We start from the raw sequence: 23,572 nt of genomic DNA, 5'->3' as shown, positions 1-23,572 counted from the left end.
AGGCCGGCGGGTCAGCGGATGCGGGGACCGGAGCTCTGGCGCACGACGAGTTCGGTCGGCACGAGCGTGCGGTCGTCGACGCTCTCACCCTCGATCTCGGCGAGCAGCGCTCGGATCGCGCCGGAGCCGAGGCGATCGAAGTGCTGCCGCACCGTCGTGAGCGGGGGCCAGTAGTTGGCGGAGTCGGGCATGTCGTCGAAACCCACGACGCTGACGTCTCCGGGAACGGCACGACCGGCCTCGTGCAGGGCGCGCACGAGCCCGAGTGCCATCTGGTCGTTGGAGACGAACACCGCGGTGACCGACGCGTCCTGCGCGAGCCGCGTGCCGATCTCGTACCCCGAATCGGCCGTCCAGTCGCCGACCTCCACCGCGGGCACGGATGCGCCCCGACGCTCGAGGGTCTCGCGCCAGGCGTCACGCCGACGCTCGGCCGCATACGACTCGAGCGGACCCGACACGTGCCACACGGTCTCGTGCCCGAGATCCAGCAGGTGCTCCGTGGCCAGGCGGGCGCCCTGCGCCTGATCGTTGTCGACGACCGGGTAGGCGTAGGCCGCGTGCGAGTCGAGGACCACGACCGGCAGTCCCGTGGGCAGTGCGATCTCCGACTCGTCGAGACGGTGCGACTCGATCAGGATGATGACGCCGTCGACCGCGTGCTCGCGCAGCCGCACGAAGGCGCCGGAGACGTCGGACTGCGACGCCGTCTCGACCGTGATGAGCGTCAGCGAGTACCCGGCGGATGCCGCGACGGAAGCGACCGCATCCAGGGTCCGGGTGTTGCCGTAGCTGGAGAGCGAGAACATGATCACGCCAATGGAGCGGAACTTGCCCGAGCGCAGAGCGCGCGCGGCGCTGTTGGGCCGGTAGCCCAGCTCGTCCATGGCGGCCAGGACGCGGGCCCGGGTGTCGGGATCGACGTTGGCTCGCCCGTTCGCGACACGTGACACGGTCTGGCCGGAGACACCGGCGAGAGCCGCCACGTCCGCCATCGAGGTTTCGCGTCGGCGCGCACGAGGTTCGCCCGGTGTTGCTGCCGTGACGTGGCTCATGCCCGGATCCTCCTCGATGTTGACGTTGACATGTTAGCGAGAGCGGAGTTATGTTTACGTCAACATACCGCGGAACCCGAATTCTGCGGAGCATTGCGTTCACAGAAGAGGCATCGGACGATGACGACCACAGCGGCTCCCCCACCCGCGCTCCGCACCCCCAAGCGGCGGCGCTTCGCGGTCGACCAGAAGGGCTGGTTGTTCGTCGCCCCCTTCGCGATCGTGTTCGCACTCGTGTTCCTGGCGCCGCTCGCCTACTCGCTGTACCTCAGCTTCTTCCGCGAGCAGATCGTGGGCGGCAACGCGTTCGTCGGACTCGACAACTACTTCACCGCGTTCACCGACACCAAGCTGTGGGACGGCTTCCTGCGCGTCCTGCTGTTCCTGATCATCCAGGTGCCGATCATGCTCGTGCTGGCACTCGCCGCGGCCCTGGCGATCGACAGCGCCCGACTGCACGCCTCCGGCCTCTACCGGATCGTGATCTTCCTGCCCTACGCGGTGCCTGCCGTCGTCGCGGTCCTCATGTGGGGCTACATCTACGGCGACCAGTTCGGTCTCGCGGGCAACATCAACGACCTGTTCGGCGCCCAGGTGATCACGCCCTTCGTGCCCGAATGGATGATGGTCTCGATCGGCAACATCGTGACCTGGCAGTTCGTCGGGTACAACATGCTGATCTTCTACTCGTCACTCAAGACCATCCCGGGCGAGCTGTACGAGGCCGCATCCCTCGACGGCGCCGGAACCTGGCGCACGATCTTCTCGATCAAGCTGCCGGCGCTGCGCGGCTCGATCGTCATCGCCACGATCTTCTCGATCATCGGCAGCTTCCAGCTCTTCAACGAGCCGAACATCCTCAAGCCGCTGGCCCCCAACACGATCACGACGTTCTACACGCCCAACATGTACGCGTACAACCTGTCGTTCGCCGGCCAGCAGTACAACTACGCCGCCACCGTCGCGATCATCATGGGCCTCATCACCGCGATCGTCGCCTACGTCGTGCAGCTGCGCGGATCCCGTCAGGAGATGCGATGACCGCCCCCGCCTTCGCCCGTACCTCGCCGTTCATGCGGCGGAAGTCGCTCATCCTCACCATCGTGATGAGCCTGTTCATCCTCTACACGTTGCTGCCGCTGTTCTGGCTGCTGATCAACGCCACGAAAGAGCAGGGCGACCTGTTCACGACCTTCGGTCTGTGGTTCGGCAATGGATTCCACCTGTGGGACAACATCGTGGAGACCTTCACCTACCGTGACGGGATCTTCCTGCGGTGGCTGGGCAACACCCTGCTCTACGTCGTGGTCGGCGCCGGCGGCGCGACGCTGCTCGCGACCCTCGCCGGATACGGCCTGGCGAAGTACAACTTCCGCGGTCGCAAGGCGGTGTTCGCGGTCGTCATCGGCGCGGTCGCCGTGCCCGGCACCGCCCTCGCCGTCCCCACGTTCCTCATGTTCAGCCAGATGGGGCTCACCAACACCCCATGGTCGATCATCATCCCCTCGCTCATCAGCCCGTTCGGCCTCTACCTCATGTGGGTCTTCGCCAGCGACGCGGTGCCCACCGAGCTGTTGGAGGCGGCCCGCATGGACGGCGCGGGCGAGTTCCGCACCTTCTTCACGATCTCGGTGAAGCTGCTCACCCCCGGCATCGTCACGGTCGTGCTCTTCACGGTCGTCGCCACCTGGAACAACTACTTCCTGCCCCTGATCATGCTGAGCGACCCCGCCTGGTACCCGCTCACGGTCGGTCTCAACCAGTGGAACGCACAGGCGACGGGCGCCGCCGCCGAGCCGATCTACAACCTGGTGATCACGGGCTCGCTCCTGTCGATCATCCCCATCGTCGTCGCCTTCCTCATGCTGCAGCGGTTCTGGCAGTCGGGGCTGAGCGCCGGAAGCGTCAAGCAGTGACGAGGGGCACTGTCTGACACCCGATTCCCCCTCACCACCGGCGCGTCCTGCTCCGGCATCCACAACAACGAAGTGAAGGAAAGTCCCATGTCACACATGCGCAAGGGTTCGGTGCTGCGTCGCGCCGCATCCGTCGTGGCCATGACCACCATCGCGGGCATCGCGCTGGCTGCCTGCGCCGGCGGCGGCGGTGCAGCCTCCGGCGGCGGAAGCGCCGCCGACCTCGACAAGGCCCTCGAGGCCGGCGGCGAGATCACGTACTGGTCGTGGACGCCCTCCGCCGAGGACCAGGCGGCCGCGTTCATGAAGAAGTACCCGAACGTCAAGGTGAACGTCGTCAACGCGGGCACCAACAAGGACGAGTACACCAAGCTGCAGAACGCGATCAAGGCCGGCTCCGGCGCCCCCGACGTCGTGCAGATCGAGTACTACGCCATGCCGCAGTTCGCCCTCACCGACGGCCTGCTCGACCTCTCGTCGTACGGCTTCGGCGACCTCGAGAACGACTACACCGCCTCGACGTGGGGCTCGGTCGACTTCGACGGCAAGATCTACGGTCTGCCGCAGGACTCCGGCCCCATGGCCATGTTCTACAACAAGGCCGTCTTCGACCAGTACGGCCTGACCGTTCCCACCACCTGGGACGAGTACATCGAGACCGCGAAGAAGCTCACCGCCGCCGACCCGACCAAGAAGATCACGAACGACACCGGCGACGCCGGCTTCGCGACCTCGATGATCTGGCAGGCCGGCGGTCAGCCGTTCAAGGTCGACGGCACCGACGTCAAGATCGACCTCTCCGACAAGGGCTCGAAGCTGTGGGCCGACACCTGGAACCAGCTCGTCGACCAGAACCTGCTCTCGGACGCCTCCAGCTGGAGCGACGAGTGGTTCAAGGGCCTCGGTGACGGCTCGATCGCGACGCTCATCATCGGCGCGTGGATGCCCGGCAACCTCGAGTCCTCGGTGCCCAGCGCCGCCGGCAACTGGCGCGTCGCGCCCATGCCGACCTACGACGGCACCCCCGTGTCGGCCGAGAACGGCGGCGGCGGCCAGGCGGTCACCAAGCAGAGCAAGAACCCGGCGCTGGCCGCGGCCTTCCTCAAGTGGCTGAACAACGACCAGGAGAGCATCGACATCTTCGCGAAGTCGGGCGGCTTCCCCTCCACCACGGCCGACCTGCAGTCGGACGCCTTCCTGAACGCCAAGAGCGACTACTTCGGCGGACAGCAGATCAACCAGGTGCTCGTGCAGGCCGCATCCGACGTGCGTAAGGGATGGCAGTACCTGCCCTTCCAGGTCTACGCGAACAGCATCTTCAGCGACACCGTCGGCCAGTCCTACGCCAACAAGAGCGACCTCAACGAGGGCCTCATGACCTGGCAGGACCAGCTCGTCAGCTACGGCAACGAGCAGGGCTTCAGCGTCAACAAGTAATCACCGACGAGGGGTGGGTCGCATCGCTTGCCGATCCGACCCACCCCTTGCCGCATCCCCGACCGGAAAGCGATCATGACCTCCGCCACCCGCATCGCCGTCGCGACGAACGCCGACGGCCCTGCCGTCCCCCGCCGCGTCTTCGGCACCTTCGTCGAGCACATGGGCCGCTGCGTGTACGACGGCATCCACGAGAGTGCACACCCCACCGCCGATGCGAACGGCTTCCGCGCCGACGTGCTCGAGCTCGTGCGCGAACTCGGTGCGACCGTCGTGCGCTACCCGGGCGGCAACTTCGTGTCGGGCTACCGCTGGGAGGACGGCGTCGGGCCCCGCGAGGAGCGTCCCGTGCGCCTGGATGCGGCCTGGCACTCCACCGAGACCAACCAGGTCGGCCTGCACGAGTTCGCCGACTGGGCCGAGTCCGCGGGCCTCGAACTCATGGAGGCGGTGAACCTCGGCACCCGCGGCGTCGCCGAGGCCGCCGACCTGCTCGAGTACACCAACCACCCCGGCGGCACCGCTCTCAGCGAGCGGCGCCGCGCCAACGGCCGCGACGAGCCCTTCGACATCCGCCTGTGGTGCCTCGGCAACGAGATGGACGGTCCGTGGCAGATCGGCCACAAGACGGCCGAAGAATACGGCCGCCTCGCCGCCGAGAGCGCGCGCCTCATGCGCTTCATCGACCCCGACATCGAACTGGTCGCCGCCGGCAGCTCCAACCACGAGATGCCGACGTTCGGCGAGTGGGAGCGCACCGTGCTGCGCCACACCGCGGATCTCATCGACCACATCTCCGTGCACGCCTACTACGAGGAGACGCCGGGCGACCCGGCCAGCTTCCTCGCCTCGGGCGCCGCCCTCAGCCGCTACCTCGACGACATCGCGGCCATCATCGACGAGGTGCGCGCCGAGACCGGCTCGACCCGCGAGATCGGCATCAGTGTCGACGAATGGAACGTCTGGAACCAGACCCGCTGGAACGAGGTCGACAAGCCCCGCGTCTTCACCGGCGACTGGCCCATCGCCCCCCGCCTCATCGAGGACGACTACACCGTCACGGATGCGGTCGTCGTGGGTTCTCTGCTCATCACCCTGCTGCGCCACGCGGACCGGGTCTCGATGGCCAACCTCGCCCAGCTCGTGAACGTCATCGCCCCCATCCGCACCGAGCCCGGCGGCCCGGCTTGGCGGCAGACGACCTTCTTCCCGTTCCAGCTGACGGCGACCGCGGCGCACGGCACCGTGATCGTCCCGACCGTCGAGAGCGCGTCGATCGAGACCGCCAAGCACGGCGCCGTCGCGGCCGTGGATGCGGTGGCCACCGTGAACGGCGACGAGATCGTCGTCTTCGCCGCGCACCGCGACCTGGACGAGGCCACGGAGGTCGTGATCGATCTGGACCGCGAGATCGCCGCAGCCGACGCACTGGTGGTCACCGTGCCCGAAGGCGGCGACCGCCACACGGTCAACTCCGCCGCGGCGCAGCCCGTGGCACCTGCATCCCTCGCGGCGGTCGTCGACGGCGCGCGCGTGCGCCTCACCCTTCCCCCGCTGTCCTGGGCGCGCATCACGCTGCGCGCGGCCCGCTGAACGAAACGAAAGAGACCGTGAGCACCTTCACCGTCGGCGAGACCGACTTCCTCCTGGACGGCGAGCCGCACCGCATCCTCTCCGGCGCGCTCCACTACTTCCGCATCCACCCCGACCACTGGGCCGACCGCATCCGCAAGGCGCGTCTGATGGGCCTGAACACGATCGAGACGTACGTCGCGTGGAACGCCCACGAGCCTGTGCGCGGGCAATGGGATGCGACGGGCTGGAACGACCTCGGACGCTTCCTCGACCTCGTCGCCGCCGAGGGCATGCACGCGATCGTGCGTCCGGGCCCGTACATCTGCGCCGAGTGGCACAACGGCGGACTGCCCGTCTGGCTCACCCGGACGCCGGGCATCGGTCTGCGGCGCTCAGAGCCGCAGTACATCGAGGCCGTCAGCGAGTACCTGCGGCGCGTGTACGAGATCGTCGTGCCGCGTCAGATCGACCGCGGCGGCAACGTCGTGCTCGTGCAGATCGAGAACGAGTACGGCGCGTACGGCTCTGACAAGGAATACCTGCGCATCCTCACCGATCTCACGCGCGATGCAGGCGTCACGGTGCCGCTGACCACCGTCGACCAGCCCGAGCCGTGGATGCTGACCAACGGCAGCCTCCCGGAGCTGCACCTCACCGGCTCGTTCGGCTCGCGCGCCACGGAGCGCCTGGCGACCCTGCGCGAGCACCAGGCGACGGGCCCGCTCATGTGCTCCGAGTTCTGGGACGGCTGGTTCGACTGGTGGGGCGGAGTGCACCACACCACCAGCGCCGCCGCATCCGCCGCCGAACTCGATGCGCTGCTGGCCGCGGGCGCCTCCGTGAACATCTACATGCTGCACGGCGGCACCAACTTCGGCACCACGAACGGCGCCAACGACAAGGGCCGCTACGCGCCGATCGTCACCTCGTACGACTACGACGCCCCGCTGGACGAGTCCGGCTACGCGACCGAGAAGTTCCACGCGTTCCGCGAGGTGCTCGCCAAGTACACCGACGTCCCGACCGAGACGGTGCCCTCGCGTCCGGCCGCTCCCGAGCTGTGCGTCGCGCTCACGGCAGCCGGGGACTGGCTCCCCGCATCCGCCGGTCCCACCAGCGCCGAGCCCTGCACGTTCGAGGACCTCGGCCAGCTCGGACCGCTGGTCCGCTACGACGTCGAGCTTCCCGCGGCGGCCTTCGGAGACGACGATGCGGCTGTGCTCGCGTTCGCCGAGGTGCGCGACCTCGCCTGGGTCTCGGTCGACGGCGTCGCCGTCGGGCGGCTCTCGCGGGCGCTGCACGAGCGCACTCTGACGATCCCCCGCGGTGCGCACCTCACCGTCCTCGTGGAAGACCAGGGCCGCGTCAACTACGACCACCGCCTCGGCGAGACCAAGGGACTCATCGGGCCGGTGACCCTCGGCGGCAGCGCGCTGACCGGGTGGACCGGAACGCTCGTCGACGTGGAGAGCATCGCCGCGGGGATCGGCGCCGCCGCATCCGGATCCATCGCCGGGCGCACGGCGCTGCGCGGCGCGTTCACTCTCGAGGCTCCCGCCGACCTGTATCTGGACACGGCATCCTGGGGCAAGGGCTTCGCTTTCGTGAACGGCTTCTTCCTCGGTCGCTACTGGGTCAACGGCCCGCAGCGCACGCTCTACGTGCCGGCTCCGGCGACCCGCGCGGGCGAGAACGAGATCGTGGTGCTCGAGCTCGAGCAGGTGGCCAAGGCTGTGGCGGCGTTCGTGGCCGAACCCGATCTCGGCCACCGTGAAGAGTGAGTGCCCGACTCCGGCAGGATGGATGACATGACGACCTGGCTTGTGACCGGCGGCGCCGGATACATCGGCGCGCACGTGGTGCGCGCGCTCACCGCGGCGGGCTTGACCCCCGTCGTGCTCGACGACCTCTCCAGCGGGCACGCCGCGTTCGTGCCCGAGGGTGTCCCGTTCGTCCGGGGCTCGATCCTTCAGCGCGACCTCGTGGAGCAGACCTTGCGCCAGTACCAGGTGGCCGGTGTCATCCACGTCGCCGGGTACAAGTACGCCGGTGTCTCGGTGAAGCGTCCGCTGCACACGTACGAGCAGAACGTCGAGGGCACGCGCGTCGTGCTCGCCGCGATGGCGGCGGCAGGCGTCGACAAGCTCGTGTTCTCCTCGAGCGCCGCCGTGTACGGCACTCCCGACGTGCCGCTGGTCGTGGAGGATCTGCCGAAGCGCCCGGCGTCGCCGTACGGCGAGTCGAAGCTGATCGGCGAGTGGCTCATCCGCGACCAGGCCGTCGCGACGGCAAACGAGGATGCGCCGCTGCGACACACCTCGCTGCGGTACTTCAACGTCGTCGGCTCGGGCGACCCCGAGGTCTACGACACCAGCCCGCACAACCTCTTCCCGATCGTGTTCGAGAAGCTGATCGCGGGCGAGACCCCGCAGATCAACGGCGACGACTACGACACGGAGGACGGCACCAACGTGCGCGACTACGTGCACGTCGCCGACATCGCCGCCGCTCACGCCGTCGCGGCCCGCCGCCTCGCCGCGGGCGAGCCGCTCGAGGCCGCGTACAACCTCGGGTCGCAGAACGGCCTGTCGGTGCGCCAGATCATGGACGCGATGGCACGCGTGACCGGCATCGACTTCACGCCCGTCGTCGGCCCGCGCCGCGCAGGCGACCCCGACCGCATCGTCGCCACGGGCGAGCTCGCCGCGCGCGACCTCGAGTGGGCGAACCGGTACTCGGTCGACGAGATGGTGCGTTCGGGCTGGGAGGCCCGCCGCCGGGCCTGATCACTGCACGTCGAGCGGGCGTTCGCCGCCGCATCCCTCCCGATCGCGGCCGCGGGCGCCCGCTTTCGGTTCCGGTTCGGTGTGGGTGCCGCTTCGGTGCGCGTTGGCCTGGTGCCAGCAGGTGCTGACGGAGCTGCGCGCCGAAACTCCTGCACAACCGGCGGACAGCCCCCGCATCCTGTCCCGACGGACGATTCTGCAGGAGTTCGGGCACGGCAATGGCGGCGACCACCCCGGCGTCTCGGCCAGGCAGCCGACTCGCCGCGCCAGCCGGCACAACTCAGCCAGACCCGCCTGCCGGGGCTGTGCTGTCCCGGCAGGCCGGTTCCGGCTGAACTGTGGACCCAAACTCCTGCACAACCGGCGGACAGCCCCCTCATCCGGCCCCGCCGGACGATTCTGCAGGAGTTCGGGCACGCGCACCGTGCGGCGCCCCGCGCGTCAGGCGGAGTCGCGCCAGACGACGGGGGCGTCGAGGAGGATGCCGGTGCGCACGCTCTGATCGCCGTCGAGCTGCGCGAGCACGGCTGCCGCGGCCGCGGCCCCCAGCCCCTCGGCAGGCTGGTGCACGGTGGACAGTTGCGGCGAGGTGCGGGTCGCCCAGGCGCTGTCGTCGAAGCCGACGACCCCGACATCCTCGGGCACTCTCCGCCCCGCCGCGCGCAAGGCCTGCATGGCGCCGGCCGCGACGGCGTCGGATGCGGCGAACACGCCGTCGAGGTCGGGGGCGCGCTCGAGCAGCCGCGTCATGCCGGCGGCACCATCGGCGAAGGCGTACAGGTCGACGGGTTCCACCAGTGCGGGGTCGAAGGCGTCGCCCAACGCCGCACGGAACCCGGCGAGACGGTCGCTGCCGGAGTCGCGATCGAGGGCGGCGGCGATCATGCCGATCCGGCGGCGGCCCGTCTCGCGAAGTCGCGTGACGACGGCCTCGGCCGCGCCGCGGTTGTCGATGCCGACCCAGGCGCCGCTGATGCCGGGCGGGTGGCCGACGAAGGCGACGGGGAGCCGTAGCCGCTCGACCACGTCGGAGATGGGGTCCTGATGTCGGGCGGAGACGATGACGGCGCCGTCGACGAAACCGCCCGAGAGGTACCGGGCGACCCGGTCGGTGTCGCGCGCGGTGTCCACGACGACGCACACCATCTGATAGTCCGCCTGCGACAGCGTCGTGTTGGCACCGAGCATGATGCCGCCGATGTTGGGGTCTTCGAGGAACAGCGAGTGCGGCTCGTGCACGATGAACCCGACCGCCTGCGTGCGCTGGCGCACGAGGTTGCGCGCCGCGGTGTTGGGCACGTAGCCGACCTCGCTGATGGCGCGGTGGATCGCCTCGCGCGCCTGCTCCGACACGTACCCGCCGTTGAGCACGCGGCTGACCGTGCCCCGCGACACCCCTGCGGCGCGCGCCACGTCGTGCACCGTGGAGCGGCGGGGTCCGGATGGGGATGCGGCCATGGGCGCCAGCCTATCGGCGTCGCTCCGCTTGACGGATGCGGTGAACCGTGGCAATCTGTGCACGTTCACAGATTCTCGTCCGAGATTCTTCGCACGCGAATGTGTGCACGTTCACAGCTACGCAAAGGAGCGCCACGGGATGCCCGACGCCGCCCATCTCGCCACCCTCGCCGCAGACGGCATCGTCTTCGGCAGCGACTACAACCCCGAGCAGTGGGACCGGTCGGTGTGGGAAGAGGACGTCCGCCTGATGAACGAGGCCGGCGTCAGCCTCGTGGCCATCAACGTGTTCGGCTGGTCGGACATCAACCCCGCTCCGAACGAGTGGGACTTCACCGCCCTCGACGACATCATCGAGCTGCTGCACGCGCACGGCATCCGCGTCAACCTCGGCACCGGCACCGCGTCGCCGCCACCATGGCTGAGCCGCATCCACCCCGAGATCCTGCCGGTCTCCGAAGACGGCGTACGCGCCTGGCCGGGCGGTCGCCAGGCCTATTGCCCCAGCTCCCCCGTCTTCCGTTCCTACGCCGCGGAGGTCGTCGCCCGGGTCGCCGAGCGCTACGGAAGCCATCCGGCCGTCGCCCTCTGGCACGTGTCGAACGAGCTCGGCTGCCACAACGCGCTGTGCTACTGCGATGCGAGCGCCGAGGCCTTCCGCGCCTGGCTGCAGCGCCGCTACGAAACGGTTGAGGCGCTCAACGACGCCTGGGGCACCGCCTTCTGGAGCCAGCGCTACGGCAGCTGGGACGACGTCCTGCCTCCGCGCCGCGCCCTGTCGCTGCGCAACCCCGGCCAGATGCTCGACTTCCACCGCTTCAGCTCCGACGAGCAGCTCGGCCTCTACCGCGCCGAGACGGCGATCATCCGCGCGGCGAGCGCCGTCCCGGTGACGACGAACTTCATGGTGACCGCCCACATCCGCAACCTCGACTACTGGTCGTGGGCGGGCGAGATGGACGTCATCGCCAACGACCACTATCTCGACAACCGTCTTCCGCTCCCCCGCGCGGAGCTGTCGTTCGCGGCGGATCTGACCCGCGGGCTCGCCCAGGGCGCGCCGTGGCTGCTCATGGAGACCTCGACCGGCGCGGTCAACTGGCAGCCGTACAACCTCGCCAAGAGCGACGGCGAGCTGCTGCGCAACGTGGTCGCGCACGTCGCACGCGGCGCCGACGGCATCTGCTTCTTCCAGTGGCGCGCCTCGGCCCAGGGCGCGGAGAAGTACCACTCCGCCCTCGTCCCGCACGCCGGCACCGACACGAAGGCATGGCAGCAGGTGCTCGAACTCGGCCGCACGCTGCGCGCGATCGCCCCCGTCGTCGGCACGCGAGTCCACGCGCAGGCCGCCCTCCTCTTCAGCTGGGAGAGCTGGTGGGCCGCGGAAGGCGAGGGGCGCCCCAGCGAAGCGCTCACCTACCTCGGGCAGGTGCACGCCGCGCACGCCGCACTCACGGCGGCGGGCCTCACGGTCGACATCATCCGCCCGGGAGCATCCCTCGACGACTATCGCCTCGTCGTCGTCCCTGCCCTGCACCTCGTGCGGGATGCGGATGCGGCCGTCGTCGCCGAGAGTGCCGCATCCGGCGCCGCAGTGCTCGTCACCTTCTTCAGCGGCACGGTCGACGAGCGAGACGCCGTTCGCCTGGGCGGCTACCCCGGAGCGTTCCGCGACCTGGTCGGCGTCGCCGCGGAGGAGTTCGCCCCGCTCGAGCCAGGACGCACGGTACGCCTCGGATCCGGCGCCGCCGGGAGCGTCTGGACCGAACGGATGCGGGCGATCGACGCGGAGGTCCTCGACACCTTCGTCGACGGCCCCGCCGGCGGCATGCCCGCCCTCACCCGTCGCACCGTCGGCGCGGGCTCCGCGTGGTACCTCGCCACCCAGCCGGACGCGTCTTCCTACGCCGAGCTCATCTCACGGATCGCGGCAGAGGCGGGGCTCGAGCCCGACGCCTCGCGCATCCCGAACGTCGAGGTCGTGCGCCGGCAGGGCGAGCAGGGCTCGTATCTGTTCGTCATCAACCACTCAGAGAACGAGGTCGCCGTCGACGCCCGCGGCCGCGACCTGCTCACCGACCAGCCGGTCGACGGCACCGCGGTCGTCGCCGCGGGCGCCGTCCGGATCATCGAGGAGTCCCAGTGACCATCACCGAAGCGCCCGCGCGACGCCGGACGCGGGTGCCGCACAAAGCGGCGATCGCGTTCCTGCTGGTGCCGTTCGGCATCCTGTTCACCCTGTTCTACATCGCGCCGATCCTCTTCGCGATCGTGCAGTCGACACTCGTGGTGCGCCGTGAGGGCACCTTCGGCAAGGCCGAGCAGGTCTTCGGCGGGTTCGCACAGTACGTGCTCGTCTTCCAGAACGAGGCGTTCTGGAGCTCGGTCGGGCGGATGCTGCTGTTCGGCGTCGTGCAGGTGCCCGTCATGCTCGGTCTCGCGCTGCTGTTCGCGCTGCTGCTGGACTCGCCGCTGGTCAAGGGCAAGCGCTTCTTCCGCCTCGCGTTCTTCGTGCCGTACGCCGTGCCCGGTGTCATCGCGGCGATCATGTGGGGCTCGCTGTTCTCGCCGAACCTGTCGCCGTTCACCGCCCTGACCAAGAGCGTGGACTTCCTCGGCGCCGATCTCGTGCTGTGGTCGATCGCGAACGTCGTGACCTGGGTCTATGTCGGCTACAACATGCTGATCATCTACTCGTCGCTGCTGTCCATCCCGACGGAGATCTACGAGGCGGCGCGCCTCGACGGGGCAGGGCAGTTCCGCATCGCCTGGTCGATCAAGATCCCGCTCGTGCGGCCGGCGATCGTGATGACCGCGATCTTCTCGATCATCGGCACGCTGCAGCTGCTGGCGGAGCCGCAGGTGTTCCGCTCCTTCAGCTCGGCCGTCACCAGCACCTACACCCCGAACATGACGGTCTACGCGACCGCATCCATCCCCAACCCGAACCTCGCGGCCGCATTCTCGGTCGTGCTGGCCGTGACCACGTTCGTGCTCTCGTTCGGATTCATGAAGTACATGCAGCGGAAGGGCAACGCATGAGCGCCACCGTCGCCACCCGCCGGAGCTCCGGCGCCACCCGTCGCGTACGCGAGCCCCTGGTCTCGCGCGGCTCGGCGATGCTCATCATGGCCGTGTTCACGGTCTACTTCCTGCTGCCGCTGTGGTGGCTGCTCGTGGCGTCCAGCAAGGACACCGGCGACATCCTCACGACGAACCCGCTGTGGTTCGCCGACTTCCGGCTGTTCGCGAACATCGGCGACCTGTTCGCCTACCGCGACGGCATCTACCTGCGCTGGCTCGGCAACTCGCTGCTCTACGCCGGCCTCGGCGGCGCGATCGCGACACTGCTCGCCGCGATGGCGGGGTACGCCCTCGCGAAGTACCGCTTTCCGGGGCGCGAGTTCCTCTTCAACGTCGTGCTCGGCGGCGTGCTGGTCCCGGCGACGGCACTCGCTCTTCCCCTGTTCCTGATCTTCAGCCAGGTGCAGTTGACGAACACGTTCTGGGCGGTGTTCCTGCCCTCGCTCGTGAGTCCGTTCGGGGTCTACCTCGCTCGTATCTTCGCCGCATCCTCCGTGCCCGACGAGCTGCTGGAAGCCGCGCGGCTCGACGGCTCGGGCGAGATCCGCACCTTCTTCACCGTCAGCATGCGGCTGATGACGCCCGCGCTCGTGACGATGTTCCTCTTCCAGTTCGTGGCCATCTGGAACAACTTCTTCCTGCCGCTGATCATGCTGCGAAGCGAGGAGCTCTTCCCGGTCGTCTACGGCCTGTTCGGCTGGAACAACCAGCTGAACCAGCTGCCCGAGCTGCGCGGGCTCGTCCTCATCGGCGCTCTGCTGTCGGTGATCCCCCTGATCGTCACGTTCCTGCTGCTGCAGCGCTTCTGGCGCGGCGGGCTCGGCGCGGGCGCCATCAAGTGACCCCAGACTCCGGGCGGAAGGACCCGCCCGGCCCTCGTCCGTCGGAAAGGCCCGAAGGACGCACCACCAAGAAAGGGATGGAAATGCAGCACCCCAGAAAGAAGGCCGTCGCAGCTCTCGCGCTGTCGGCGTTCCTGCTCGCCGGCTGCGCCGCGGGCGGTGACCAGGGCAGCGACGCCGCTGCCGGCGACTGCGCACCGGCCGACGGTCCGGTCACGCTCGAGTTCACCTCGTGGATCCCCGGCATCGAGGATGTCGTGAAGATCTGGAACGACGAGAACCCCGACATCCAGGTCAAGGTGCAGACGGGCCCCAACGGCAACAGCGGCACCTACCAGAACTTCTTCAACCAGATCGCGGCCGGCAACGCACCCGACCTCGGCCAGATCGAGTACGACGCGCTCCCCAACTTCCTCGTGCAGGACGGCGTCGAGAACATCGCGAACTGCGGCGACGTCAGCTCCGCCAAGGATCAGTTCGTCGGCTGGGCCTGGAGCCAGGTCGCCCTCGACGGCGGCGTCTACGGCATCCCGCAGGACATCGGGCCGATGGGGCTGTTCTACCGCTCCGACCTGTTCGCGGCCAACGACATCCCCGTGCCGACGACCTGGGACGAGTACAAGGATGCCGCGAAGAAGATCCGCGCTCTCGGCGGCTACATCACGAACTTCTCGCAGTCCGACATCAACCAGTTCGCGGGCTTCGTCTGGCAGGCCGGCGGGCAGTGGTTCGACAACGGCTCGGACGGCTGGAAGGTCTCGCTGACGGACGACGCCTCGACCAAGGTCGCCGACTACTGGCAGGACCTCATCTCCGAGGACCTCGTCAGCACCTATCCGGCGTGGACCGACGAGTGGAACAACGCGTACAACTCAAGCCAGGTCTGGACCTGGAACTCGGCGGTCTGGGGCGCCAACTCGATCTCCAGCGGCGCACCGGACACGTCCGGCAAGTGGTCGGTCGCGCAGATGCCGCAGTGGAAGGCCGGCGAGGCCGTCTCCGGCAACTGGGGCGGCTCCTCGATCGCCGTGCTCAAGGGCAGCAAGCACCCGTACGAGGCGTCGAAGTTCGCGCTGTGGCTGAACACGTCGGATGAGGCGCTGACGGCACTCAACAAGGCCGCCAACATCTACCCGGCGACCACCGAGGGCCTGAAGCTCCCCTCGCTGGCGGAGGGCGTCGACTTCTACGGCGGACAGAAGATCTACGACGTGTTCGCGCAGGCGGCCACCGAGGTCACCCCCGACTTCGTGTGGGGCCCGACGATGACGCAGACCTACGCCGACGTCTCCGACGGCTTCAAGGCCGCCGTCTCGGGGTCGGGAACGCTCGCCGACGCACTGCAGAAGGGTCAAGACTCGACCATCAAGACGCTCGAGTCGCAGTCGATCCCGGTCCAGAAGTAACACCGACCGTGATGCCCCGGGATGCCACCGCATCCCGGGGCATCACGCGTCTCGGGACCGTCTCAGGCGCTGTCGCGGACGACGAGGCTCGCGCCGATCGTCTGCGCGGATGCGGCCTCGTCCGTCTCGATCATGCGCACGAGCACCTCGACGGCGCGGGCGCCCAGCACGTCGAAGTCCTGCCGCACGGTCGTCAACGGCGGGCGGTACTCGCTCGCATCCACGATGTCGTCGAAGCCCACGACCGCGACGTCCTCGGGCACGCGTCGACCGGCGTCAGCCAGGGCACGCAGCAGGCCGAGCGCCATCTGGTCGTTCGCGACGAAGACGGCGGATGCGGCGGCGAAGGCGACTCCCCGCTCGTATCCCGATCGGGAGGTCCAGTCGCCGCGCTCCGGCTCGGGCGCATCGATGCCCGCCGCGGCGAGCTCCTGTCGCCACCCGCGCTCGCGCTCCGACGACGCGAAGGAGGTCACCGGACCCGCGAGGTGATGCACCGTGCGGTGACCGGCGTCCAGCAGGTGCCGCGTCGCGAGCCGGGCGCCTCCCGCGTGATCCGTCTGCACGATGGTGAAGCGATCGTCGGGCGGCGAGTCGACGACGACCAGGCGAAGCCCCGCGGGGGGCTCGGCACCGCGGGCGAGCCGCGTCGCCTCGTTCAGGACGACGGCGCCGTCCACACCCTGATCGCGCAGCTGCGAGAAGGCCTCGGCGATGTCACGGGTGCCCGCGACCGTGACGATCGCGAGCGCGTAGTCGCGTTCGGCGGCGGCCTCCGCGATCGCCTGCAGCATCCGCGAGTTGCCGACCGACGCGAGGGTGGACACGACGAGGCCGATCGTGCGGGTCTGCCCCGTGCGGAGGGCGCGTGCCGCGCGGTGCATCCGGTAGCCCAGCGCGCTCATGGCCGCCTCGACCCTGGCACGGGTCGCAGGGTCGACACGCGGGCTCTGATTCACCACGCGGGACACGGTCTGAGCGGACACGCCCGCGTGCGCGGCGACATCCGCCATCGATACCCGAGCCATCGCACCCCCGTCGTCATGTTGACGATATCACGCCCGAAATGTAGCGTGTTATCGTGAACACACCTCAGCAGGATGTCGCACTCCTCGGTGCGGGCGTCGTGAAGCGCCCCACACGCCTCGCCGACGGCCGCGAACTCATCTACTACGACGACCCCGACACGACCCTCCCACCCGAGCGCAGCATCGATGCGCGCGAGCTGGCGCCGCGTCCGGAGACGGCCACGATGCGTCTCGATGTGCTGACCGGCGACTGGATCTCCATCGCCGCCAACCGTCAGAACCGTGCGTTCCTGCCCCCGGCCGAGCTCGATCCACTGGCCCCGCAGACGCCCACGAACCCCTCGGAGATCCCGTCGCGCTACGACGTGGCCGTCTTCGAGAACAAGTCCCCGTCGTTCGGACCCGCCCTCGCCGTGGCGACCGACGATGTCCCGGCGGCGATCGACCCGCCGCGGAGCCTCGCCGACCTGGCCGAATACGGGCTCGGCCGTACCCGCACGTCCGTCGGGCGCACGGAGGTCGTGTGCTTCAGCCCCGAGCACGCCGGCTCGTTCGGCACCCAGACCGTCACTCGCGCACGCACGGTGATCGAGGCCTGGGCCGATCGCACCGCTGCGCTGTCGGCACTGCCCGGCATCCAGCAGGTCTTCCCGTTCGAGAACCGCGGGCAGGAGATCGGTGTGACCCTCCCGCATCCGCACGGGCAGATCTACGCCTACCCCTACGTCACACCGCGCACGCAACGCCTGCTGAGCGCGCTCGAGCGCACGGGCGACGACCTGTTCGACCGCGTCCTCGAGATGGAGTCGAAGAGCGAACGCATGATCCTCGTCGGCGAGCACTGGAGCGCGTTCGTGCCGTTCGCCGCACGGTGGCCGCTGGAAGTGCACCTCGTGCCCCACCGCCACGTCGCCGACTTCGCCGAGACGAACGAGGCCGAGCGCGACGAGCTGGCACCGCTGTACCTCCGGCTGCTGCGCGGCGTCGACGCGCTCTACGACACGCCGACGCCCTACATCGCGGCCTGGCACCAGGCCCCCGTGCACACCGGACGCGCGGGCGCTCGCCTGCACCTCGAACTGACCTCGCCGCGCCGCGCGGCAGACAAGCTGAAGTACCTCGCCGGGAGCGAGGCGGCCATGGGCGCCTGGATCGGTGACGTCCCGCCCGAGACCGCCGCCGCCCGCCTGCGCGAGGCCGTAGAAGGAGTATCTCTGTGACCCAGATGGATGCGGCCGCCGCCGCCCGTGACCTGTTCGTCGAGCTGACCGGCCACGAGCCCGTCGGCCACTGGTCGGCGCCGGGCCGGGTGAACCTGATCGGCGAGCACACCGACTACAACGACGGCTTCGTGCTGCCGTTCGCGATCGAGCACCGCACGCACGTCCAGCTGGGCCTTCGCCAGGACGGCCGCGTGCGCGTCGTGTCGACGTTCGACCCGGTGCCGGTCGAGGTCGCACTCGACCAGCTCGACGCCCTCTTCCCCGAGGGACGCGACGACGTGCCCGAGTGGTCCACGTACCCGCTCGGTGTCGCGTGGGCACTGCTGGCGGCGTCGGGCCGGGAGGCCGCCGGCGTCACGGGCGTCGACATCGCGATAGCCTCCGACGTGCCGGTCGGGGCGGGGCTGTCCTCCTCCGCCGCGATCGAGGGCGCGACCGCATCCGCCCTCAACGACGTGTGGGAGCTGGGCCTGGATCGCGTCGCCCTCGCCAAGGTCGGCCGCGTCGCCGAGAACGAGGCGGTGGGCGCCCCCACGGGCATCATGGACCAGATGGCCTCGATGCTCGGCGAGCAGGATGCGGCGATCTTCCTCGACTGCCGCACCCTCGACACCACGGTCGTCGACCTCGGCTTCGCGGCCGCGGGTCTCGAGCTGCTGGTCATGGACACGAACGTGAAGCACTCGCACTCGACCGGCGGCTACCGCGAGCGTCGCGCGTCGTGCGAGCTCGGCGCCTCGATCATGGGCGTTCCGGCGCTGCGCGACGTGCGCGTCGAAGACCTCGACGACGCCCGGACGAAGACCGACGATGTGACCTTCCGCCGGATGCGGCACGTCGTGACCGAGGACCAGCGCGTGCTCGACACCGTCCGGACGCTCCGCGAGCAGGGCCCGCGCGCCATCGGCGAGCTGCTGCTCGCCTCGCACGCCTCCATGCGCGACGACTTCGAGATCTCGGTGCCCGAGCTCGACACCGCGGTCGAGGCGGCCATGGCGGCGGGTGCGGTCGGCGCACGCATGACCGGCGGCGGCTTCGGCGGCGCGGCGATCGCCCTCGTCGATGCGGGCCGGATCGAGGCGGTGTCGGATGCGGTGCGCCGCGCCTTCGCCGATGCCGGGTTCGCCGCGCCGACGATCTTCACCGTGACTCCGTCGGCCGGCGCGCACCGCGACGCCTGAGACCGGACCCGACGATCCACCACCCGCGCGAAGGAGCATCGATGCACCGCGACGACGACACCACGGCACACCTGCGCGCCGCGGGTGTGAGCCTGCTGATCGAGCTCTCCGACCCGGTCCCCCGCATCCTGCACTGGGGAGCGGATCTCGGCGACGCCACCGACCTCGGCGCGGGCATGCGCCTCACGGGCGCTCCCGCCGTGCTGAACAACGCGCCGGATGCGGCCCGCACGTTCACGATCTGGCCGAGCGAGCGCGACGGGTGGTCGGGGAGCCCCGCACAGGCGGGCCACGCGGCCGGTGCGGCCACGACACCTCGCCCCCGCCTCGTCGATGCGCAGGTGTCGCACGAGGAGGCGGGGGGCGGCCTGATCCGCATCCTGCTGCACGACGAGGTGACCGGCCTGGACGGTGAGGCGACCTACGCCCTCGACCGCTTCGGCGTGCTGAGCGTCGCGCTCTCCCTCACGCGTCCGGCCGGGAGCGGCACGGACGCACCCTACGACCTGGAGGCGCTGCGCGCTCTCCTGCCGGTTCCCGCCCGCGCGAGCGAGGTGCTCGACTTCTCCGGCAAATGGGTGCGCGAACGCTCGCCGCAGCACGGGGCCCTGCGCGACGGCAGCCACGTGCGGCGCGCGAGGCGCGGCAAGCCGGGGCACGACTCACCGTTCCTGCTCGTGCTGGGAACGCCGGGCTTCGGTTTCGGGCACGGCGAACTCTGGAGCGCGCACCTCGCCTTCTCGGGCGACGCCGAGTATCTCGCCGAGAGGCTGCCGGAGAGTGCGGGCGCGCTCCGTTCGGTCATCGGCGTCGGCGAACTGCTCCGTGCCGGCGAGGCGCGTCTGGCACCGGGCGAGCGCTACGACGCTCCGGTCGCGATTTTCACCTGGTCGGATGCGGGTCTCGACGGTCTCTCGGATCGCCTGCACCGGCGGCTGCGCTCACGTCCGTCGCATCCCTCCTCGCCGCGGCCTCTGACGCTCAACACCTGGGAGGCGGTCTACTTCGACCACGACCTCACGCGCCTGTCTGCGCTCGTCGAGCGCGCCGCTGAGGTCGGCGTCGAACGCCTCGTGCTCGACGACGGCTGGTTCCGTCACCGCCGATCCGACCGCGCCGGCCTCGGCGACTGGTACGTCGACGAGAGCGTCTGGCCCGAGGGCCTCGAGCCCCTGGTGAGGCAGGTGCGCGCCGCGGGCATGCAGTTCGGTCTCTGGTTCGAGCCGGAGATGATCAGCCCGGACTCGGACCTCGCGCGCGAGCATCCGGACTGGATCCTCGCACCCGCCGAAGGCCTCGGCGGCACGTCACGACACCAGCAGGTGCTCGACATCGCGCGCCCCGAGGCGTGGAACCACCTGCTGGAGCGCATCAGCTCACTGGTCGCGGCGTACGACATCGACTACCTGAAGTGGGATCACAACCGCGATCTGCTCGAGGCCGTCGCGCACCGCGGCGACGGCGACCGGCCCGCGGTCCATGCGCAGACCCTCGCCCTGTACCGCCTGCTCGACGAGCTGCGCCGCCGGCATCCGGCGCTCGAGATAGAGACGTGCTCCGCGGGCGGCGGCCGGGTGGACCTCGGCATCCTGGAGCGCACCGACCGGGTGTGGGCGTCCGACTGCAACGATCCCGTCGAGCGCTCGCAGATCGAACGCTGGACCCGGCTGATCGTGCCGCCCGAGCTGATCGGCTCGCACCTGGGCGACGCCGAGGCGCACACGACGTCGCGGGTCACCGACCTGTCGTTCCGCTTCGTCACGGCACTCACCGCGCACGCCGGGATCGAGGCGGACCTGACGCGCCAGGACGACGCGCAGCTGGCGGCGACGCTCGCCTGGGCAGACCTCTACCGGGAGCTGCGCCCCCTCGTGCACAGCGGCCGCGTCGTCAACGCCGACCTCGTCGACGACGCGACCCAGCTCACCGGGATCGTCGCGCAGGACGGGTCGCGCGCTCTGTTCACCTGGGTTCGGCTGGCGAGCTCCGCCGACGGCCAGGTCGGCCGCATCCCGTTCCCCGGGCTCGATGCGTCAGCACGGTACGGCATCCGCATCCGCACCGAGGCGGGGGAGGCGAAGCGTCGCGACGTCACGCCGCCGGAGTGGATCAGCCGCGCCCTCGCGGAAGAGGTCGTCCTGCCCGGGGCCGTCCTGGCGACCGCAGGCGTTCCGCTGCCGACACTCGATCCGCAGCAGGCGATGCTCTTCGACGTGCGACGCCTGGGCTGACCCGGGCCGTGGAGGGGATGCGGTGAGCGGAGCGCGCCTCGAGGGATGCACGCGCTCCGCTCACCGGATCCCCTCCGCTCACCGCGTCCTGCGCGTCAGGCGTTGCCGACCGCGATCAGCTCGTCGACCTGCTGCTCACTGACGGGCGCGTTCGGGAACGCGGCGAGGCGGCCGATCGGGAACGACGCCATCATCTTGATCATCCCCGCGTCGTCGCCGAACATCGCGGTGATGGCCGGCCCGATGATCGGGGCCGTTGCGGGGTTGTCCAGCAGCTCGCCGATGGAGGACTCGCGCGACAGCGGCGGACGCACCGCGTCGCCGTCCAGCCGCAGTGCGACGGACGAGCGGACGTCGCGGCTCGACGCCGCCACATCGAAGACGTACTCGCCGGGCTCCACGACCCAGCCGTCGATGCGGATGTCCCAGTAGGCGAGGTCGCTCCGGCGCACGATGAGCTCGGCCGTGCGGGTCTCGCCGGCATCCAGCGCGACCGACAGGAACGACTTCAGCTCACGCGGTGCCCGCTGCACGGCGGACTCGGGGAGCGAGGAGTAGACCTGCACGATCTCGCGGCCGGCGAGACCGCCCGTGTTGGTGACGTCGACCCGCACGCGTACGTCACCCGTCTCGGTGACCTCGGCGACCGCATCCCCGTAGGAGAAGCGCGTGTAGGACAGGCCGTGGCCGAACGGGAAGGCGACGTCCTTCCCGTTCGCGTCGAAGCCGCGGTAGCCGACCAGAAGTCCCTCTCCGTAGCGCACGTGGCCGAACTCGCCCGGGAAGCTGCCGTAGGAGGGGGTGTCCTCCAACCGCAGCGGAATCGTCTCGGTGAGCTTGGCCGACGGGTTGACGTCGCCGAAGAGCACGTCGGCCGTGGCCGAGCCGCCGGCCTGGCCGAGCAGCCATCCCTCGAGGATCGCCGGCACGCGCTCGGCGAACGGCAGGGCCACCACGCCGCCGTTGGAGAGCACGACGACCACGTTCGGGTTGGCCTTCACGACCTCGTCGACGAGCGCGAGCTGCACGGCGGGCAGATCGATGTGCGTGCGGTCGAAGCCCTCGGACTCCTCCGCGGCGGGAAGGCCGAGGAACAGCACGACGCGTTCGGCGGATGCTGCCGCGGCGACCGCCTCGGCGCGCAGCGCGTCCGTGTCGCCGCTGCCGTCGAAGGTGAAGCCTGCAGCGTACGCGACCGCGCCGTCGGCCGCCTCGCGGATCGCGCCGAGGGCCGCATCCACCCGCGTCGGGTTGATGAGCGAGGACCCGGCGCCCTGGAAGCGCGGCTCGGCGGCGAAGGCTCCGATGACGGCGATGCGCTGCGAGCGTTCGAGAGGCAGGATGCCCCCGTCGTTCTTCAGCAGCACGATCGAGCGGCCCGCGGCCTCGCGGGCGAGCGCGTGGTGGGCGTCGACGTCCAGCGATCCGGATGCGGCGGGCCGGTCTCCGGCCTTGCGCACGAGATCGAGCACCCGGCCGGCGGCGAGGTCGACGGCGGCCTCGTCCAGCGAGCCGTCCTTCACGGCGGCGACGAGCTGTGCGTCGGTGCGTCCGCCGCTCGAGGGCATCTCGAGATCGAGCCCCGCGACGACACCGGCGACCCGGTCGTTGACCGCGCCCCAGTCGGAGACGACGAGTCCTTCGAAGCCCCACTCGCCGCGGAGCACGGAGGTGAGCAGCCAGGGGTCCTCGGAGGCGTAGACGCCGTTGATGCGGTTGTACGAGCACATGACCGTCCACGGCTGGGCATCTTCGACGACACGCTGGAAGCCACGCAGGTAGATCTCGCGCAGGGGACGGGGGTCGACGTCGCTCGAGACGCGCAGCCGGTCGGTCTCCTGGTTGTTCGCGGCGAAGTGCTTGAGCGACGCTCCCACGCCCCGCGACTGGATGCCGCGCACGAGACCGGCACCCATGACGCCGGAGACGATCGGGTCCTCGGAGAAGTACTCGAAGTTGCGGCCGCACAGCGGGGAGCGCTTGATGTTCACGCCGGGGCCGAGGATCACGGCGACGTCCTCGAGCGCGGATTCCGTGCCCAGCGCAACGCCGACCCGCTCGGCAAGCTCGGGGTCGAACGACGAGCCCAGGCCCACCGCGGGCGGGAAGCACGTGGCGGGAACGCTCTGCGCGAGACCGAGGTGATCGCTGGCCGCCGACTGCTTGCGCAGCCCGTGGGGACCGTCGGTCATCATGATCGAGGGCACCCCGACCCGGTCGATCGGCTTGGTGGTCCAGAAATCGCGGCCGCTGGTGAGCGAAGCCTTCTCCTCGAGCGTCAGCTCGGCGGGGGACACATCCGTCATGGTGCTCCTTCGTGATCACGGCGCTGCTCCGCGCCGACGCGAAA

At 69.9% G+C, this 23,572-nt stretch carries 17 protein-coding genes; 13 read left to right on the top strand and 4 right to left on the bottom strand.

Going from position 1 to position 23,572, the window contains the following annotated elements; translation table 11 throughout:
- Positions 1-11: 11 nt before the first annotated feature.
- Positions 12-1,055, bottom strand: a complete 1,044-nt coding sequence (locus SK224_RS12765) for a LacI family DNA-binding transcriptional regulator (protein WP_320435047.1) — start codon at positions 1,053-1,055, stop codon at positions 12-14.
- 120 nt (positions 1,056-1,175) lie between these two features.
- Here SK224_RS12765 and SK224_RS12760 point away from each other — a divergent pair, with 120 nt between their 5' ends.
- From SK224_RS12760 to galE, 6 genes are all read left to right on the top strand, one after another.
- Positions 1,176-2,096, top strand: a complete 921-nt coding sequence (locus SK224_RS12760; RefSeq protein WP_320435046.1) for a sugar ABC transporter permease — start codon at positions 1,176-1,178, stop codon at positions 2,094-2,096.
- The gene (locus SK224_RS12755) at positions 2,093-2,971 is read left to right on the top strand and encodes a carbohydrate ABC transporter permease (RefSeq protein ID WP_192900654.1); all 879 of its coding nucleotides are present in this window, start codon (positions 2,093-2,095) and stop codon (positions 2,969-2,971) included. Before SK224_RS12760 ends, SK224_RS12755 begins: the two co-directional genes overlap by 4 nt.
- An 87-nt stretch (positions 2,972-3,058) precedes the next feature.
- On the top strand, positions 3,059-4,408 hold the full coding sequence (locus tag SK224_RS12750; protein WP_320435045.1) for a sugar ABC transporter substrate-binding protein: 1,350 nt from the start codon (positions 3,059-3,061) through the stop codon (positions 4,406-4,408).
- A gap of 75 nt (positions 4,409-4,483) precedes the next feature.
- The gene (locus tag SK224_RS12745; protein ID WP_320435044.1) at positions 4,484-6,001 is read left to right on the top strand and encodes an alpha-N-arabinofuranosidase; all 1,518 of its coding nucleotides are present in this window, start codon (positions 4,484-4,486) and stop codon (positions 5,999-6,001) included.
- 17 nt (positions 6,002-6,018) lie between these two features.
- Positions 6,019-7,764: a beta-galactosidase family protein gene (locus tag SK224_RS12740; protein WP_320435043.1), complete on the top strand. Its 1,746-nt coding sequence runs from the start codon at positions 6,019-6,021 to the stop codon at positions 7,762-7,764.
- Between the two features lie 27 nt (positions 7,765-7,791).
- The gene (galE, locus tag SK224_RS12735) at positions 7,792-8,769 is read left to right on the top strand and encodes a UDP-glucose 4-epimerase GalE (RefSeq protein WP_413816790.1); all 978 of its coding nucleotides are present in this window, start codon (positions 7,792-7,794) and stop codon (positions 8,767-8,769) included.
- A gap of 441 nt (positions 8,770-9,210) precedes the next feature.
- Here galE and SK224_RS12730 read toward each other — a convergent pair whose 3' ends face one another.
- Positions 9,211-10,227, bottom strand: coding sequence for a LacI family DNA-binding transcriptional regulator (locus SK224_RS12730; RefSeq protein WP_137419276.1), 1,017 nt, complete (start codon positions 10,225-10,227; stop codon positions 9,211-9,213).
- Between the two features lie 139 nt (positions 10,228-10,366).
- Here SK224_RS12730 and SK224_RS12725 point away from each other — a divergent pair, with 139 nt between their 5' ends.
- The 4 genes from SK224_RS12725 to SK224_RS12710 all read left to right on the top strand — a co-directional run bounded on the left by SK224_RS12725 (position 10,367) and on the right by SK224_RS12710 (position 15,559).
- A complete protein-coding gene (locus SK224_RS12725) occupies positions 10,367-12,373 on the top strand; it encodes a beta-galactosidase (protein ID WP_320435041.1) in 2,007 nt (668 codons plus the stop codon).
- A complete protein-coding gene (locus SK224_RS12720) occupies positions 12,370-13,269 on the top strand; it encodes a sugar ABC transporter permease (protein ID WP_320435040.1) in 900 nt (299 codons plus the stop codon). Before SK224_RS12725 ends, SK224_RS12720 begins: the two co-directional genes overlap by 4 nt.
- Positions 13,266-14,153, top strand: coding sequence for a carbohydrate ABC transporter permease (locus SK224_RS12715; RefSeq protein ID WP_320435039.1), 888 nt, complete (start codon positions 13,266-13,268; stop codon positions 14,151-14,153). The genes SK224_RS12720 and SK224_RS12715 overlap by 4 nt, the downstream gene beginning before the upstream one ends.
- An 83-nt stretch (positions 14,154-14,236) precedes the next feature.
- The gene (locus tag SK224_RS12710; protein ID WP_320435038.1) at positions 14,237-15,559 is read left to right on the top strand and encodes a sugar ABC transporter substrate-binding protein; all 1,323 of its coding nucleotides are present in this window, start codon (positions 14,237-14,239) and stop codon (positions 15,557-15,559) included.
- A gap of 62 nt (positions 15,560-15,621) precedes the next feature.
- Here the strand turns inward: SK224_RS12710 and SK224_RS12705 are convergent, their stop codons facing one another.
- The gene (locus SK224_RS12705) at positions 15,622-16,587 is read right to left on the bottom strand and encodes a LacI family DNA-binding transcriptional regulator (protein ID WP_320435037.1); all 966 of its coding nucleotides are present in this window, start codon (positions 16,585-16,587) and stop codon (positions 15,622-15,624) included.
- 53 nt (positions 16,588-16,640) lie between these two features.
- Between SK224_RS12705 and galT the strand changes: the two genes are divergently transcribed.
- The 3 genes from galT to SK224_RS12690 are packed head-to-tail and all read left to right on the top strand — an operon-like array spanning position 16,641 to position 21,222.
- Positions 16,641-17,807 carry a galactose-1-phosphate uridylyltransferase gene (galT, locus tag SK224_RS12700; RefSeq protein ID WP_320435036.1) on the top strand — a complete coding sequence of 389 codons (1,167 nt, stop codon included), beginning with the start codon at positions 16,641-16,643 and terminating at the stop codon, positions 17,805-17,807.
- Between the two features lie 5 nt (positions 17,808-17,812).
- Positions 17,813-18,991, top strand: a complete 1,179-nt coding sequence (gene galK / locus SK224_RS12695) for a galactokinase (protein WP_320435638.1) — start codon at positions 17,813-17,815, stop codon at positions 18,989-18,991.
- A 41-nt stretch (positions 18,992-19,032) separates the two neighbouring features.
- Complete coding sequence (locus tag SK224_RS12690; protein WP_320435035.1) at positions 19,033-21,222, top strand: alpha-galactosidase; 2,190 nt, start codon at positions 19,033-19,035, stop codon at positions 21,220-21,222.
- A gap of 95 nt (positions 21,223-21,317) precedes the next feature.
- Here SK224_RS12690 and SK224_RS12685 read toward each other — a convergent pair whose 3' ends face one another.
- Complete coding sequence (locus SK224_RS12685) at positions 21,318-23,528, bottom strand: glycoside hydrolase family 3 C-terminal domain-containing protein (RefSeq protein WP_320435034.1); 2,211 nt, start codon at positions 23,526-23,528, stop codon at positions 21,318-21,320.
- Positions 23,529-23,572: the final 44 nt, after the last annotated feature.

Origin of the sequence: Microbacterium sp. BG28 (genome assembly GCF_034044005.1) — a bacterium.
In the GTDB taxonomy this organism is placed as follows: Bacteria; Actinomycetota; Actinomycetes; order Actinomycetales; family Microbacteriaceae; genus Microbacterium.
Note: the sequence above shows the minus strand (reverse complement) of the source record. Positions and strands in the feature narration are given on the sequence as shown.

Bases quoted from the DNA above. Each gene is read 5' to 3' on its own strand.
- SK224_RS12765 (WP_320435047.1), bottom strand. From the start codon at position 1,055: ATGAGCCACGTCACGGCAGCAACACCGGGCGAACCTCGTGCGCGCCGA.
- SK224_RS12760 (WP_320435046.1), top strand. From the start codon at position 1,176: ATGACGACCACAGCGGCTCCCCCACCCGCGCTCCGCACCCCCAAGCGG.
- SK224_RS12755 (WP_192900654.1), top strand. From the start codon at position 2,093: ATGACCGCCCCCGCCTTCGCCCGTACCTCGCCGTTCATGCGGCGGAAG.
- SK224_RS12750 (WP_320435045.1), top strand. From the start codon at position 3,059: ATGTCACACATGCGCAAGGGTTCGGTGCTGCGTCGCGCCGCATCCGTC.
- SK224_RS12745 (WP_320435044.1), top strand. From the start codon at position 4,484: ATGACCTCCGCCACCCGCATCGCCGTCGCGACGAACGCCGACGGCCCT.
- galE (WP_413816790.1), top strand. From the start codon at position 7,792: ATGACGACCTGGCTTGTGACCGGCGGCGCCGGATACATCGGCGCGCAC.
- SK224_RS12730 (WP_137419276.1), bottom strand. From the start codon at position 10,227: ATGGCCGCATCCCCATCCGGACCCCGCCGCTCCACGGTGCACGACGTG.
- SK224_RS12725 (WP_320435041.1), top strand. From the start codon at position 10,367: ATGCCCGACGCCGCCCATCTCGCCACCCTCGCCGCAGACGGCATCGTC.
- SK224_RS12715 (WP_320435039.1), top strand. From the start codon at position 13,266: ATGAGCGCCACCGTCGCCACCCGCCGGAGCTCCGGCGCCACCCGTCGC.
- SK224_RS12710 (WP_320435038.1), top strand. From the start codon at position 14,237: ATGCAGCACCCCAGAAAGAAGGCCGTCGCAGCTCTCGCGCTGTCGGCG.
- SK224_RS12705 (WP_320435037.1), bottom strand. From the start codon at position 16,587: ATGGCTCGGGTATCGATGGCGGATGTCGCCGCGCACGCGGGCGTGTCC.
- galK (WP_320435638.1), top strand. From the start codon at position 17,813: ATGGATGCGGCCGCCGCCGCCCGTGACCTGTTCGTCGAGCTGACCGGC.
- SK224_RS12690 (WP_320435035.1), top strand. From the start codon at position 19,033: ATGCACCGCGACGACGACACCACGGCACACCTGCGCGCCGCGGGTGTG.
- SK224_RS12685 (WP_320435034.1), bottom strand. From the start codon at position 23,528: ATGACGGATGTGTCCCCCGCCGAGCTGACGCTCGAGGAGAAGGCTTCG.